The organism is Cupriavidus sp. FW306-1B-F12B (genome assembly GCF_058781795.1).
Window position 1 is genome coordinate 120,475 of record NZ_JBYSXC010000013.1, and the last position, 14,160, is coordinate 134,634.

The 14,160-nt window shown below is 68.8% G+C and carries 12 protein-coding genes; 8 read left to right on the forward strand and 4 right to left on the reverse strand.

The annotated features are described in order from the left end of the window. A complete protein-coding gene (gene ispD, locus AC3WLE_RS21430) occupies positions 1–813 on the reverse strand; it encodes a 2-C-methyl-D-erythritol 4-phosphate cytidylyltransferase (protein ID WP_492321379.1) in 813 nt (270 codons plus the stop codon). Positions 814–962: 149 nt separating this feature from the next. On the opposite strand from ispD, the gene mfd reads away from it, so the two are divergent. The 8 genes from mfd to AC3WLE_RS21470 all read left to right on the forward strand — a co-directional run bounded on the left by mfd (position 963) and on the right by AC3WLE_RS21470 (position 10,944). Continuing rightward, a complete protein-coding gene (gene mfd, locus AC3WLE_RS21435; RefSeq protein WP_492356311.1) occupies positions 963–4,412 on the forward strand; it encodes a transcription-repair coupling factor in 3,450 nt (1,149 codons plus the stop codon). A 70-nt stretch (positions 4,413–4,482) separates the two neighbouring features. Then, complete coding sequence (gene argE / locus AC3WLE_RS21440; RefSeq protein WP_492321377.1) at positions 4,483–5,700, forward strand: acetylornithine deacetylase; 1,218 nt, start codon at positions 4,483–4,485, stop codon at positions 5,698–5,700. Between the two features lie 106 nt (positions 5,701–5,806). Next, entirely contained in the window at positions 5,807–7,174 is a 1,368-nt protein-coding gene (locus AC3WLE_RS21445) for an amidohydrolase (protein ID WP_492356312.1), read from the forward strand. A gap of 89 nt (positions 7,175–7,263) precedes the next feature. Beyond that, on the forward strand, positions 7,264–8,118 hold the full coding sequence (serB, locus tag AC3WLE_RS21450) for a phosphoserine phosphatase SerB (protein WP_492351938.1): 855 nt from the start codon (positions 7,264–7,266) through the stop codon (positions 8,116–8,118). 212 nt (positions 8,119–8,330) lie between these two features. Then, on the forward strand, positions 8,331–8,618 hold the full coding sequence (locus AC3WLE_RS21455) for a hypothetical protein (RefSeq protein WP_492321374.1): 288 nt from the start codon (positions 8,331–8,333) through the stop codon (positions 8,616–8,618). Next, positions 8,615–8,926 carry a hypothetical protein gene (locus AC3WLE_RS21460; RefSeq protein ID WP_492356313.1) on the forward strand — a complete coding sequence of 104 codons (312 nt, stop codon included), beginning with the start codon at positions 8,615–8,617 and terminating at the stop codon, positions 8,924–8,926. Before AC3WLE_RS21455 ends, AC3WLE_RS21460 begins: the two co-directional genes overlap by 4 nt. A gap of 11 nt (positions 8,927–8,937) precedes the next feature. Next, entirely contained in the window at positions 8,938–10,587 is a 1,650-nt protein-coding gene (locus AC3WLE_RS21465; RefSeq protein ID WP_492351937.1) for a PepSY-associated TM helix domain-containing protein, read from the forward strand. Positions 10,588–10,704: 117 nt separating this feature from the next. Continuing rightward, positions 10,705–10,944 carry a DUF2789 domain-containing protein gene (locus tag AC3WLE_RS21470; RefSeq protein WP_010810122.1) on the forward strand — a complete coding sequence of 80 codons (240 nt, stop codon included), beginning with the start codon at positions 10,705–10,707 and terminating at the stop codon, positions 10,942–10,944. A gap of 6 nt (positions 10,945–10,950) precedes the next feature. On the opposite strand, the gene AC3WLE_RS21475 is transcribed toward AC3WLE_RS21470, so the two are convergent. The 3 genes from AC3WLE_RS21475 to bktB all read right to left on the reverse strand — a co-directional run bounded on the left by AC3WLE_RS21475 (position 10,951) and on the right by bktB (position 14,148). Beyond that, a complete protein-coding gene (locus AC3WLE_RS21475; RefSeq protein WP_492321371.1) occupies positions 10,951–12,174 on the reverse strand; it encodes a cystathionine beta-lyase in 1,224 nt (407 codons plus the stop codon). A 166-nt stretch (positions 12,175–12,340) separates the two neighbouring features. After that, on the reverse strand, positions 12,341–12,955 hold the full coding sequence (locus AC3WLE_RS21480) for a hypothetical protein (protein WP_492356314.1): 615 nt from the start codon (positions 12,953–12,955) through the stop codon (positions 12,341–12,343). 8 nt (positions 12,956–12,963) lie between these two features. Beyond that, a complete protein-coding gene (gene bktB, locus AC3WLE_RS21485; protein WP_492321369.1) occupies positions 12,964–14,148 on the reverse strand; it encodes a beta-ketothiolase BktB in 1,185 nt (394 codons plus the stop codon). Positions 14,149–14,160 lie beyond the last annotated feature (12 nt).

Sequence of the window (14,160 nt, forward strand, 5' to 3'; positions counted from 1 at the left end):
TCAGTCTCCTTTGCCATCGTTGCCCAGCAGCACTTCGGCCAGTGCGAAGTCCTCCGGGTAGGTCACCTTGAAATTGCGCAGCGAGCCGTTGACCAGCCGCGGATGCAGCCCCAGACGCTCGATCGCGCTGGCCTCGTCGGTCACCACCGCGCCGGCCGCCATGGCGTCCTGCAGCGCCTGGCGCAGCACGCCCAGGCGGAACATCTGCGGCGTCTGCGCCTGCCACAGGCCCTCGCGCGGCACCGTGGCGCCGATGCGGGCGTCGTCCTGGGCGCGCTTGAGCGTGTCGGGCACCGGCACCGCCAGGATGCCGCCGATGGCGGCGTCCGGGTCGTCGTCGCCATCGCTTTCCACCGCGCGCACCAGCGCGTGGATCATCGCGGGGGTCAGGCCCGGGCGCGCGGCATCGTGCACCAGCACCCAGTCGCTGTCGGTCGCGCCCAGCTGCGCCAGGTGGTGCAGCCCGGCCAGCACCGAGGCATGGCGGGTCTCGCCGCCGACAAAGGCGGTATCGAAGCGCAGCCCGGCAAAGGCGGCCGCGCCGAAGCGCGATTCCAGCGGCATGTCGTCGGGCGCCAGCACCAGCGCGGTGGCGTTGATGGCGTCGCACGCCGAGAACGCCGCCAGCGCGTACCAGATCATCGGCCGGCCGGCCACGGTCTGGTATTGCTTGGGAACGGCGCCGCCGGCGCGGCTGCCGGTACCGGCACAGGGAATCAGGGCAAAGCGGCGAGCGGGCACAGGATCGGCGTTGAGTGAAAGAGGCGCGGGCGCCTGCTGGCCAGCATGGCCAGCGGGACAACCGGTGCGCATTCTATAATACGGCCCTTGCCCGTCGCCATGCCGCGCCATTCCGCATTGACGCGTGCCCGGCAGGCGCCACGGGCCGTTGAGGTCCCCTGCTCCGACCCCCGCCCGCAATGCCGGCGGGGTGTCGTCGTTTTGAACGCCCCGCTGCCCACATGCCTGACGCCAAGCCCGCCTTCCCCTTTGTCAACCTGCCGCTGGTCAAGCCGGGGCTGCGCCACAGCGTGGCCGGGCTGCGCGGCTCGGCCGATGCGCTGGCTGTGGCCGCGTACGCTCGGCAGCACCGCGAGCGCGCGCCGATGCTGGCCGTGGTCTGCTCCCACGCCGTCGATGCCCAGCGCCTGGCCGAGGAAATCCCCTGGTTCGCGCCCGAACTGCGCGTGCGCCTGCTGCCCGACTGGGAAACACTGCCCTACGACAGCTTCTCGCCGCACCAGGACCTGGTGTCAGAGCGCCTGGCCACGCTGCACGACATCCAGACCGGGCAATGCGACGTGATGCTGGTGCCGGCCACCACCGCGCTGTACCGGCTGGCGCCGCCCGCGTTCCTGGCCGCCTACACCTTCTTCTTCAAGCAGGGCGAGCGGCTGGATGAAGCGGCGCTCAAGGCCCAGTTCACGCTGGCCGGCTACGAGCACGTCAGCGCGGTGATGCGCCCCGGCGAATACAGCGTGCGCGGCGGCCTGATCGACCTGTACCCGATGGGCTCGGCGCTGCCGTACCGGATCGACCTGTTCGGCGACGAGATCGAGACCATCCGCGCCTTCGACCCCGACACCCAGCGCAGCCTGTACCCGGTCAACGAAGTGCGGCTGCTGCCCGGGCGCGAGTTCCCGCTCGACGAAGCCGCGCGCACCGCCTTCCGCGGCCGCTGGCGCGAGGTGTTCGAAGGCGACCCGACCAAGTCGCCGATCTACAAGGACATCGGCAACGGCGTGCCGTCGGCCGGCATCGAGTACTACCTGCCGCTGTTCTTCGAGCACAGCGCGACCGTGTTCGACTACCTGCCCGCCGATACGCAGCTCGCATTCGCCGGCAATGTCGACGAGGCCATCCGCCGCTTCTGGGCCGATACCACGCAGCGCTACAACTTCATGCGCCACGACCGCGAGCGCCCGCTGCTGCCGCCCGCGGACCTGTTCCTGTCCGAGGAGCAGTTCTTCGTCGCCGCCAAGCCGATGGCGCGCCTGGTGCTGCAGGCCGAAGCCAATGCGGACCAGGCGGCGTTCTCGGCTATCCTGCCCGACGTCGCGGTGAACCGCCGCGCCGATGATCCGCTGGTCAACCTGGAAGCACTGCTGCTCGACAAGCAGACCCGCGTGCTGATGTGCGCCGACTCGGCCGGGCGGCGCGAGACCCTGCTGCAGCTCTTTGCCGAAAGCGGCCTGCGCCCGCAGCCAGTGGACGACTTTGCCGCGTTCCTGGCCGGCGAAGCGCATTTCTCGATCGCGGTGGCGCCGCTGCAGAGCGGCTTTGCGCTGCCGCAGGGGCGGATCGCCTTTGTCACCGAGGCCGAGCTGTACGCCGGCACCGCGCGCCGCACCGGCCGCCGCAAGCAGGAGCAGGCCTCGGCCGTCGACTCGATGGTGCGCGACCTGGCCGAGCTGAAGATCGGCGACCCGGTGGTGCACAGCGAGCACGGCATCGGCCGCTACCAGGGCCTGGTCACGCTCGACATGGGCCAGGGCGACGAGGAATTCCTGCACCTGGACTACGACAAGGGCAGCAAGCTGTACGTGCCGGTGCACCAGCTGCATGTGATTTCGCGCTATTCCGGCGCCGATCCCGATACCGCGCCGCTGCACCACCTGGGCTCGGGCCAGTGGGACAAGGCCAAGCGCAAGGCAGCCCAGCAGATCCGCGACACCGCCGCCGAGCTGCTCAACCTGTACGCGCGCCGCGCCGCGCGCGAGGGCTTTGCCTTCCCGCTCTCGCCCAAGGACTACGAGACCTTCGCCGAAAGCTTCGGCTTCGAGGAAACGCCGGACCAGGCCGCCGCCATTGCCGCGGTGATCGCCGACATGACCTCGGGCAAGCCGATGGACCGGCTGGTGTGCGGCGACGTGGGCTTCGGCAAGACCGAGGTGGCGCTGCGCGCGGCCTTTGTCGCGGTGCTGGGCGGCAAGCAGGTGGCGATGCTGGCACCGACCACGCTGCTGGCCGAGCAGCATTTCCAGACGCTGTCAGACCGCTTTGCCGAATGGCCGGTGCGCATCGTCGAGCTGTCGCGCTTCAAGACCAAGAAAGAGATCGACGCGGCCATCAAGCAGATCAACGAAGGCACCGTCGACATCGTCATCGGCACCCACAAGATCCTGTCCGACCAGGTCAGGTTCGAGCGCCTGGGGCTGGTCATCATCGACGAAGAACACCGCTTCGGCGTGCGCCAGAAGGAGGCGCTGAAGACCCTGCGCGCCGAGGTCGACGTGCTGACCCTGACCGCCACGCCGATCCCGCGCACGCTGGGCATGGCGCTGGAAGGGCTGCGCGACTTTTCGGTGATCGCGACCGCGCCGCAGAAGCGGCTGGCGATCAAGACCTTCGTGCGGCGCGAGGAAGACGGCGTGATCCGCGAGGCTATCCTGCGCGAGCTCAAGCGCGGCGGCCAGGTCTACTTCCTGCACAACGAGGTCGAGACCATCGAGAACAAGCGCGCGCGGCTGGCCGAGCTGGTGCCGGAAGCGCGCATTGCCGTCGCGCACGGCCAGATGCATGAGCGCGAGCTGGAGCGCGTGATGCGCGACTTCGTCGCGCGCCGCGACAACATCCTGCTGTGCACCACCATCATCGAGACCGGCATCGACGTGCCGACCGCCAACACCATCCTGATCCACCGCTCGGACAAGTTCGGCCTGGCGCAGCTGCACCAGCTGCGTGGCCGGGTCGGGCGCTCGCACCACCAGGCCTATGCCTACCTGCTGGTGCATGACGTCGAAGGCCTGACCAAGCAGGCGCAGCGCCGGCTCGAAGCGATCCAGCAGATGGAGGAACTGGGCTCGGGCTTCTACCTGGCCATGCACGACCTGGAAATCCGCGGCGCGGGCGAGGTGCTGGGCGACAAGCAGTCGGGCGAGATCCACGAGATCGGCTTCCAGCTCTACACCGACATGCTCAACGCCGCGGTCAAGGCGCTCAAGGCGGGCAAGGAGCCCGACCTGATGGCGCCGCTGGCCGCCACCACCGAGATCAACCTGGGCACGCCGGCGCTGCTGCCCAACGACTACTGCGCCGACGTGCACGAGCGGCTGTCGCTGTACAAGCGGCTGGCCAACTGCGAGACCGCCGAGCGCGTGGACGATATCCAGGAAGAGCTGATCGACCGCTTCGGCCGGCTGCCGGCGCAGGCGCAGGCGCTGGTCGAGACCCACCGGCTGCGCATCGCAGCGGCGCCGCTGGGCGTGCGCAAGATCGATGCGGGCGAGGTCACCATCAGCGTGCAGTTCGTGCCCAACCCGCCGATCGACGCGATGCGCATCATCGACCTGGTGCAGAAGAACCGCCATATCAAGCTGGCCGGGCAGGACAAGCTGCGCATCGAGGCCAAGATGCCGGACGTGGCGATCCGCGCGCAGACCATCAAGCACACGTTGCGGCAACTGGCCTAGCGTCCTGCATGGACGCGGCGCGCGGCCGGGTGTAGCATCGATTCCTTAACAAGTTAGCGATAACGCCCCCATGCCCGCCCAAGCCGCTTCCTCCCGCCAGCCCGTCACCGAAACCGCCGCGCGCGGCAGCGCGCTTGAATGGACCCAGCGGCTGGTCGCGTACGACACCACCAGCCGCAACTCCAACCTGGGCCTGATCGAGTCGGTGCGCGACCATTTCCTGGCCAAGGGGCTGAAGCCGCATCTGAGCTACAACCCGCAGCAGGACAAGGCCAACCTGTTCGTCACCGTGCCCGCCGCCGACGGCAACACCAACGGCGGCATCGTGCTCTCTGGCCATACCGACGTGGTGCCGGTGGACGGCCAGGACTGGACCACCGACCCGTTCAAGCCGGTGGTGCGCGACGACAAACTCTACGGCCGCGGCACCTGCGACATGAAAGGCTTTATCGGCACCAGCCTGTCGCTGCTGCCGGCCATCCTGCAGGCCAGCCTGCGCGAGCCGGTACACTACGCGCTGTCCTTCGACGAAGAGATCGGCTGCATGGGCGCACCCTACCTGCTGGCCGAACTGCGCGACCGCGGCGTGACGCCCGGCGGCTGCATCGTCGGCGAACCCACCAGCATGCGCGTGATCGTCGCGCACAAGGGCATCAACGCCTACCGTTGCTGCGTCAGGGGCCAGGCCGCGCACTCGTCGCTGACGCCGCGCGGCGTCAATGCGATCGAATACGCCGCGCGCCTGATTTGTTTCATCCGCGACATCGCCGATGAGTTCAAGGCCAACGGCCCCTACGACCAGGCCTTCGACGTGCCCTACACCACCGCGCAGACCGGCACCATCCAGGGCGGCATCGCGCTGAACACCATCCCGGCACTATGCGAGTTCGTGTTCGAGTTCCGCAACCTGCCCGGCGTGGATCCCGAAGCCATCTACTCCCGCATCCAGGCCTACGCCAACGACGTGCTGCTGCCGAAGATGCGCGCCGAGCATGCCGACGCCGGCCTGACGCTGAGCAAGATCGCCGCAGCTCCGTCGCTGGACGTGGCCGAGCAGGAAGCCATCACGCAGCTGGTGCGCGCGCTGACTGCCGACCGCGACACCAACAAGGTGGCGTATGGCACCGAGGCCGGCCTGTTCCAGCGCGCCGGCATTCCGGCCGTGGTGTGCGGGCCTGGCGATATCCAGCAGGCGCACAAGCCGGATGAGTTTGTTGCGCTGGAGCAGCTGGCTGCTTGCGAGGCGTTCCTGCACAAGGTAGTCGACAGCCTGCGCGTGGCGGACTGACAAGGTCGGCGCGGCTTTGTCGCTTGCACTTCGTCGATACGTCCGCATTCACCAAGAAGCCAACGTCCTGCCAGCATCAAACCAACAACAACGAAGGAGATCCTGCATGGCTGCACGTCAAACCGCATACCGTTCCACCACCCGCTTTGCCCTCGCCACCCTGGCGCTCGCCACCGGCCTGCTCTGCAACACCGCGCAGGCCCAGACGCAAGGCGCCGAAACCCTGCACGCCCAGATCGAAACCCGCGCCAAGGCCGTCGAGAAACAACTCATCGCGTGGCGCCGCGATATCCACCAGCATCCGGAACTGGGCAACTACGAGACGCGCACCGCCAAGCTGGTGGCCGACCACCTGCGCAAGCTCGGCATGGAAGTGAAGACGGGCGTGGCCAAGACCGGCGTGGTCGGCGTGCTCAAGGGCGGCAAGCCCGGTCCGGTGGTGGCGCTGCGCGCCGACATGGATGCGCTGCCGGTCAAGGAACGCGTGGACGTGCCGTTCGCGTCGAAGGCCAAGGGCCAGTACCTGGGCAAGGAAGTGGACGTGATGCACGCCTGCGGCCATGACACCCACGTGGCGATCCTGATGGCCACCGCCGAAGTGCTGGCCGGCATGAAGGACCAGCTGCCCGGCACGGTCAAGTTCATCTTCCAGCCGGCCGAGGAAAGCCCGGCCGACTTCGAACCCAATGGCTCCAACACCTGGGGCGCCAAGCAGATGGTGTCCGAGGGCGTGCTGGACAATCCCAAGGTCGACGCGATCTTCGGCCTGCACGTGAGCAGCGGCATCGAATCGGGCAAGCTGGGCTGGCGCAGCGGCCCCTCGATGGCGGCGGCCGACCAGTTCTGGATCGACGTCAAGGGCCGCCAGACCCACGGCGCGCGGCCGTGGGGCGGGATCGACCCGATCGTGGTGGCGTCGCAGATCGTAATGGGCCTGCAGACCATCCAGAGCCGCCAGGTCAACGCCATGCTGGAGCCGTCGGTGATCACCGTGGGCACCATCCACGGCGGCAACCGCATGAACATCGTGCCGGAGAAGGTCGAGATGATGGGCACCGTGCGCACCTATGACGAAGGCATGAAGAAGGACATCCATGCCCGCATGAAGCGCACCACCGAGGCCATCGCCACCAGCGCCGGCGCCGAGGCCAGCTTCCGCGTGGTGGAGCTGTATAACGCCACCATCAACCAGCCGGCCCTGACCGAGAAGATGGCGCCCACGCTGCAGCGCGTGGCCGGCGAAGGCAACTGGATGATCACGCCCAAGGCGACCGCGTCGGAGGACTTCTCGTTCTACCAGGAGAAGGTCCCGGGGCTGTTCTTCAACCTCGGGGTGACGCCCAAGGGCCAGGATGTGACCAAGGCGCCTTCCAACCACTCCCCTGAGTTCTATGTGGACGAGCCGGCGCTGATCAACGGCGTGCGCGCCCTGTCCAGCCTGACCGTGGACTACATGGTGATGGCGCAGCGCTGAGCGGCTCGCCCGGGGCGCTGCGGCGGGGCTACAATAGCGGTTTTGCCGCGTTGCAGCCCCGCGCGGCAAGCGCCCGATCTTCATCCGCCATGCCCCTGATCCTCCAGAGCACCGCCCCGCTTTCCCCAGCCGACCTCGACACCGCCCGCACCCTGGCCCGCGCCTCTGAACTGGTGCTGCGCAGCGACACCGTGGCCGCCGCCGAGGAATGCGCGCCGCTGACGCCGGCGCTGCGCGATGCGCTGGACGATTTCTGCGGCCCGCGCGCGATCGACTGGGCAGTGGTGCCCGCGGGGCGCAAGCTGTCCGACTTCCGCCTGGTGGCGATGGACATGGACTCGACCCTGATCACGATCGAGTGCATCGACGAGATCGCGGACTTCTGCGGCCTCAAGGCCGAGGTCTCGGCCATCACCGAAGCCGCCATGCGCGGCGAGATCACCGATTTCAACGAAAGCCTGCGCCGCCGCGTGGCCCTGCTCAAGGGGCTGGACGCCAGCGTGCTGGACCGCGTCTATGAAGAGCGCCTGCGGCTGTCGCCGGGCGCCGAGCGCATGCTGCAGACCGTGCAGGCGCTGGGCCTGCGCACGCTGCTGGTGTCGGGCGGCTTCGTGCATTTCACCGAGAAGCTCAAGGCACGGCTCCAGCTCGACGTGACCCGCGCCAATACGCTGGAGATCATCGACGGCAAGCTGACCGGCAATGTCGTCGGCGAGATCGTCAACGCCGACGTCAAGGCCCGCACCGTGCAGGAAGTCTGCGCCCGGATCGGCGCCACGGCGGACCAGGCCATTGTCATGGGTGATGGCTCCAACGACCTGAAGATGATGGCCGTGGCCGGCCTGTCGGTGGCCTTCCGGGCCAAGCCGGTGGTGCGCACGCAAGCCAGCGTCGCGTTCAACCACGTCGGGCTGGACGGCCTGCTGGCGCTGTTCCCGCACTGATCCCGGGCCGCGGCAAACGCGGCAATGCGCGCCGGGCGGCAAGCGCCCGGCCGGCCCCGTCCGCCGGGGCGCCAGCGACTAATCGCAACAGCCAGCGCAAATCCTTCCACCAAGTGCAGATAAATCCCTACTGAGACGCAACGTCTACTTAGCGCTTGCCTCTTCAAATGCGAATCATTACCATTAATGTTTCGTTTATCTGACATTTCCCCATGCAAGTTCTGGCTGCCCTTCTTGGCCTGGCTGCGGCTGCGTGCCTGTACCTGGCCGCGCCCAACCAGGTCCTGCTGCCGCCCGGCAGGGTCACGCAACCGCGTATGCTGGGCTGGCTGGGCCTGGCCCTGGTCATCGTCAGCACCTGGCTGTGGAGCACCACCGACGGCTGGCCCGTGGCCATTGCCGCCAGCCTGGTGACCGTGCCCTGCGCGCTGTCGGTATGGCCCTTCATCGGCACCCATGCCGCGCGCAAGCGCCGGGCAGCGCGGGAGCAACGGGCATGAGCGCAGACCAATCCGCGATGGGCACCAAATGGCTGGCCGGCGCGCTGCTCGGGCTGCCGCTGGCGGTGTCGCTGTGCACGCTGTTGATCCTGTGGCTGCCGGGCGGCTGGGAGACCGGCATCGTCGCGGCCGTGGTGGCCTGCCTGCCGGTGTGGGTGGCCATCATCAGCGCCAGCCTGCTGTTCCGTTCCAGCCGCACCGCCTGGATCTGGCTGGGTGGCGCCAACCTGCTCTGCTTCGGCGCGCTGTGGGTGTTGCGCCTGGCCGGCCTGGCGCCGGCTGCACTGGCCGTCCTGCCCGCCTCCTGAGAAAGCCCATCATGAAAACCGCAACCCTGCGCCTGTACCAGACGCTGCATACCTGGGTCGGCCTGATGGCCGGCTGGGCCTTGTTTATCGCCTTCTTTGCCGGGGCGGTCACCGTGTTCCACCACGAACTGCATGTATGGCAGTCGCCGTCGCGGCTCAAGGGCAGCGCGCCGGTCGAGGCCAAGGCCGACCCGGCCGCAGTCGACCGCTTCATGCAGAAGCTGGTCGCGATCCACCCCGAGGCCGCGGCCAGCTCATACGTGATCATGCCTTCGGAGGGCGAGCCCAATATCTCGGCCTACTGGCAGGACAAGGCCGGCGAGTGGCAGATGACCACTGACGCCCGCCTGGCAGGCGACGCCGCGATGCAGCGCGACACCTCGCGCGACCACGTGATCGGCGAGCTGTCGGCGTTCCTGAATAGCCTGCACTACTCGCTGGGGATCCCGGTCGGCGGCATCTATTTCATGGGCGCGATCTCGGTGCTGTACGGGCTGGCGCTGGTGTCGGGCGTGCTGCTGCACCTGCCGCGGCTGAAGAAGGACCTGTTCGCGGTGCGCCCCGGTCGCAACCTGAAGCGTTTCTGGATGGACACCCACAACGTGCTGGGCCTGTTCAGCCTGCCCTTCCACCTGGTCTTTGCCATCACCGGCGCACTGTTCTGCCTGTCGCTGGTGCTGATGATGGTGTTCAACACGCTGACCTTCGACGGCCGCCTGTTCGAGGCGGTACCCCGCGCCACCACCGCCGTGCCGGAAGTGGCCGCGGCCAACCGCGCGGTGCCGACCATGCCCACGGCAACGCTGATGCAGATCGCGCGCGAGCACGGCGGCGAGCGTTTCACGCCCGAGTCGTTCCGCTTCCAGCGCCATGGCGACGCCAACGCCGTGGTGGAGGTGCGCGGCACCAGCACGCAGGCCCTCGGCAACCTGGGCTCGGTCGGCATCCACGCCGCCAGCGGCGAGCCCAACGCGGGCCAGCTGACCGCCAACCAGACCGCCGGCACGCGCGACAGCAACCACGGGCTCTACAGCGCGCTGTACGCGCTGCATTTCGGCACCTTCGGCGAGTTGCCGGTGCGGCTGGTCTACCTGCTGGCCGGGCTGGCCGGCGCCTTCCTGTTCTATTCGGGCAACCTGCTGTGGATCGAGTCGCGGCGCAAGCTGCGCCAGGCCGAGCAGCCGCGCGTGCACCGGCTGCTGGCGCAGGGCACGGTCGGCGTGTGCATCGGCTGCTGCATCGGCGTGGCGCTGTGCTTCCCGGCCGCACTGCTGTGGCCGGAGCGCGCGGTGAGCTACACCTATTTCACGGTGTTTGGCCTGGCCTGTGCCTGGGCGCTGCTGCGCCCGCCGGTGCGCGCCGCGGTGGAATTGCTCTACGCCGCCGCGCTGGCCTCGCTGACGGTGCCGCTGGCGAACGCGCTCCTGACCGGCGACCACCTGCTGCACAGCATCCCCAGCGGGCACTGGATCATCGCGGGCTTCGATATCGGCGCGATCGCGCTGGCCGCGGGCTTTGTCGCCCTGGCCCGCGCCACGCAGCGCCGCGCGCGCAGCGGGCCGGCGGAGTCGGTCTGGGCGATGCCGCAGGCAGCCCGGGCAGCCCGGGCCGCCAGGCCCACCGCGAGCGCCAAGACCATGCCCAGCACGGATACGCCCTGAGCGCATGGCGCCCGCACGCAAAAACGGACGCAGCAGCGTCCGTTTTTGTTTCCCGGGCAGCGCCGGCCCGGCCGCTGCCCTACACTATCTCAGGCCAACAACATCGAGCCGACCACCATGGAATCGACCTTCCACCAGTTTTCCGAACTGTTCGCCCAACTCGGCCTGGCCTCCGACGAAGCCAGCATCCGCAGCTTTATCGGCACGCACGCCCCACTGCCCGACGATGTCGAACTGGCCGAGGCACCGTTCTGGACCCCCGCCCAGGCCACGCTGCTGCGCGACGAGCTGCTGGACGACGCCGACTGGGCCGAGGTCGTCGACCAGCTCAATCTCGCCCTGAGACAGCCGGCCTGAGGCCGCTTACGCGGCCAGCGTAGCCTCCAGCGCCTGGCGCAGGTCGGCGATCAGGTCGCGCGTGTCTTCCAGGCCGATATAAAGCCGCACCAGTTCGCCGCTATCCTGCCAGCCGGCCGGCGGCCATGTGCCCGCCGGCCGCATGCCCTGCACGTGGTACGGCACGGCCAGGCTGTGGGCGCCGCCCCAGGACCAGCCGATCGCAAACAGTTGCAGCGCCTCGACCAAGGCATCCACCTGCTGGCGCGTATAGCTTGCCCGCAGGATGATGGCAAAGAGCCCGCTGGCACCGGTGAAATCGCGCCGCCAGTTGGCGTGGCCCGGGCAGTCCGGCAGCGCCGGATGCAGCACGCGCGCAACCTCGGGCCGCTGGCGCAGCCACTCCGCCACTTCGCGGGCCGCACGGTCATGCGCGGCCAGGCGCACCGGCAGGCTCGGCAGCCCGCGCAGCACCAGGTGGCAGTCATCGGCGGAAACCCCCCAGCCCATCAGCATGCGGGTGCGCTTCAGGCGCTCATGCAGCGCATCGTCGCAGGTCAGCACCGCGCCCATCAGCACGTCGCTGCCGCCGGACTGGTACTTGGTCAGCGCCTGCACCGAGATGTCGATGCCCTTGTCGAACGGACGGAAGTAGATGCCGGCCGACCAGGTATTGTCGATCGCGGTCAGCACGCCTCGCGCCCTGGCCGCGGCGACGATGGCGTCGCTGTCGGGCACTTCCATGGTCACCGAACCGGGCGACTCCATCCAGATCAGGCGCGTATTCGGCCGGATCATCGCCGCCATCGCAGCAGCGTCCATCGGGTCGTAGTAGCGCACGGCCACGCCGAATTCGCGTGCCAGCCACTCGCCGTGGTCGCGGTTGGGGCCGTAGACGTTGTGCGGCACCAGCACGTCGTCGCCGCTCTTGAGCAGCGCGAAGTAGACCAGCGAGATCGCCGCCAGCCCCGACGGCTGCAGCAGCGTGTGGCGCGCGCCCTCCAGCAGCGCCAGGTGCTGGCACAGCGCCTCGCTGGTCGGCGTGGCGTGCAGGCCATAGCGCCAGTAGGTGGTGGCACCGTCGCCATGGGCGCGCAGTTCGGCCAGGTTGCGGAACACCACGGTGGAGCCGCGGTGCGTGGCGGGAGAAAACGAGGCAAAGCCGGGCGCGATCTCCAGCTCGGGCTGGACCGCAACGGTTTGCAGGTAATGGGCGGGCGACGCGGGCTTGCCGGATGGCGAATCGGACACGGCGGTTTCCTTGCTGGCTGCTGGCGGGCCACGGCGCGCTGCCGTGGCGGTATCGCCCAGGCAGAAGCGCGGCACGGTCAGGAATGAGACTCGATGAGCCTCCGAGCTTACCAGCAAATGCCGGCCGCGCCACCGGCGATGGCAACGGCGGGCACCAGGAAGTGGCTTACCAGCCGGAAATCGAGGACTTCGGCGGCGGCGGCGCGTAGGTGACGCCGCTGTTGGGTGTCATGTCGAACGGGGGGATCACGAGCACGCCCAGAGGGCGGATAAAGAACGGCAGCACGATGGCCGGGTTGAACGCGTCGGTCCAGGTGCCGCGCACGGCGCCGCTGGCGTCGATGCTGCCTTCCCAGTTGCCCGATACGCGGGTGCCGTCGTCGGACTCCTCCATCAGGAAAGCGCCGTCCTCCCACTCGCCGGCCAGCAGGCGCACACCGGCGCCACGGCCGGCGTATTCTCCGCGCACGCTGTCGCGCTCGTCAGGCTTGGGGCCCAGGCGCAACCGCACCGGCTGGTCGCCGACCTTGCCGACATAGACCGGCAGCGACGCATACTCCGGCCGCGGCGCCAGAGGTCTTGGCGCACCAGTGGAAAGCGAGGTGCCGCCGCGCCGGGCTTCGCCGTCGCGAATGGCCTGGTTGATGCCCAGGCCTTCCCCGCCGATCACCGGGCCAGTCGACAGCTCGGTGCCCGGCGCTGCCTGCACCGTGCCCGCCAGCGCGAGCACGGCGGTCAGGCCGAGCGTCCAGAGGTTCTTCGTCAGCGAAGCCAGGCGCAAGGCTAACCTCAGATACGCTCGAAGATGGCGGCAATGCCCTGCCCGCCGCCGATGCACATCGTCACCAGCGCGTAGCGGCCCTGCACGCGGTTCAGTTCATGCAGCGCCTTCACCGTGATCAGGGCACCGGTGGCGCCGATCGGGTGGCCCAGCGAGATGCCCGAGCCGTTCGGGTTGACCTTGGCCGGATCCAGGCCGAGCGCCTTGGTCACCGCGCACGCCTGTGCGGCAAAAGCTTCGTTGGCTTCGATCACGTCCAGGTCCGACACCTGCAGGCCGGCGCGCTCCAGCGCGATCTTCGTCGCCGGCACCGGGCCAATGCCCATGGTCTTCGGGTCCACGCCGGCATGGCCGTACGACACCAGGCGGGCCAGCGGCTTCAGGCCGCGGCGCTCGGCTTCGGCGCGCTCCATCATCACTACCGCGGCGGCGGCGTCGTTCAGGCCCGAAGCATTGCCTGCCGTGACCGTGCCGTTTTCCTTGACGAAGACCGGCCTGAGCTTGGTCATGTCGTCGATGGTGGCGTCATGGCGCACGTGCTCGTCGGTGTCGAAGGTAACGTCGCCCTTGCGGCCCTTGCTCACCACCGGGACGATCTGGTCCTTGAAGTAGCCGGCCTTGATCGCTGCCGAAGCGCGGCGATGCGATTCCAGCGCGGCCTCGTCCTGCTGCGCGCGCGAGATGTCGTATTCCTTGGCGACATTCTCGGCGGTCACGCCCATGTGGATGCGATGGAAGGGATCGTGCAGCGCACCCAGCATCATGTCGACCAGGCCGGCGTCGCCCATGCGTGCGCCCCAGCGCGCCGCCGGCGCCAGGTACGGGGCGCGGCTCATGCTTTCCGCGCCGCCGCCGATGGCGACGTCGGTATCGCCCAGCAGGATGGTCTGCGCGGCGCTGACGATGGCCTGCAGGCCCGAGCCGCACAGGCGGTTCACGGTCAGCGCGGGGGCGTTGATCGTCACCCCGCCGTTGACGGCCGCGACGCGGCCCAGATACATGTCGCGCGGCTCGGTCTGGATCACGTTGCCGAACACCACGTGGCCGACATCGTCGCCCGACACCTGCGCGCGCGCCAGCGCCTCGCGCACCACCAGTGCACCCAGCTCCGCCGGCGCCACATCCTTCAGGCTGCCGCCAAAGGTCCCGATCGCGGTACGGACACCGCCTACCACTACCACTTCACGCGTCATGACTTTGTCTCC

Bases quoted from the DNA above. Each gene is read 5' to 3' on its own strand.
- ispD (WP_492321379.1), bottom strand. From the start codon at position 813: ATGCGCACCGGTTGTCCCGCTGGCCATGCTGGCCAGCAGGCGCCCGCG.
- mfd (WP_492356311.1), top strand. From the start codon at position 963: ATGCCTGACGCCAAGCCCGCCTTCCCCTTTGTCAACCTGCCGCTGGTC.
- argE (WP_492321377.1), top strand. From the start codon at position 4,483: ATGCCCGCCCAAGCCGCTTCCTCCCGCCAGCCCGTCACCGAAACCGCC.
- AC3WLE_RS21445 (WP_492356312.1), top strand. From the start codon at position 5,807: ATGGCTGCACGTCAAACCGCATACCGTTCCACCACCCGCTTTGCCCTC.
- serB (WP_492351938.1), top strand. From the start codon at position 7,264: ATGCCCCTGATCCTCCAGAGCACCGCCCCGCTTTCCCCAGCCGACCTC.
- AC3WLE_RS21455 (WP_492321374.1), top strand. From the start codon at position 8,331: ATGCAAGTTCTGGCTGCCCTTCTTGGCCTGGCTGCGGCTGCGTGCCTG.
- AC3WLE_RS21460 (WP_492356313.1), top strand. From the start codon at position 8,615: ATGAGCGCAGACCAATCCGCGATGGGCACCAAATGGCTGGCCGGCGCG.
- AC3WLE_RS21465 (WP_492351937.1), top strand. From the start codon at position 8,938: ATGAAAACCGCAACCCTGCGCCTGTACCAGACGCTGCATACCTGGGTC.
- AC3WLE_RS21470 (WP_010810122.1), top strand. From the start codon at position 10,705: ATGGAATCGACCTTCCACCAGTTTTCCGAACTGTTCGCCCAACTCGGC.
- bktB (WP_492321369.1), bottom strand. From the start codon at position 14,148: ATGACGCGTGAAGTGGTAGTGGTAGGCGGTGTCCGTACCGCGATCGGG.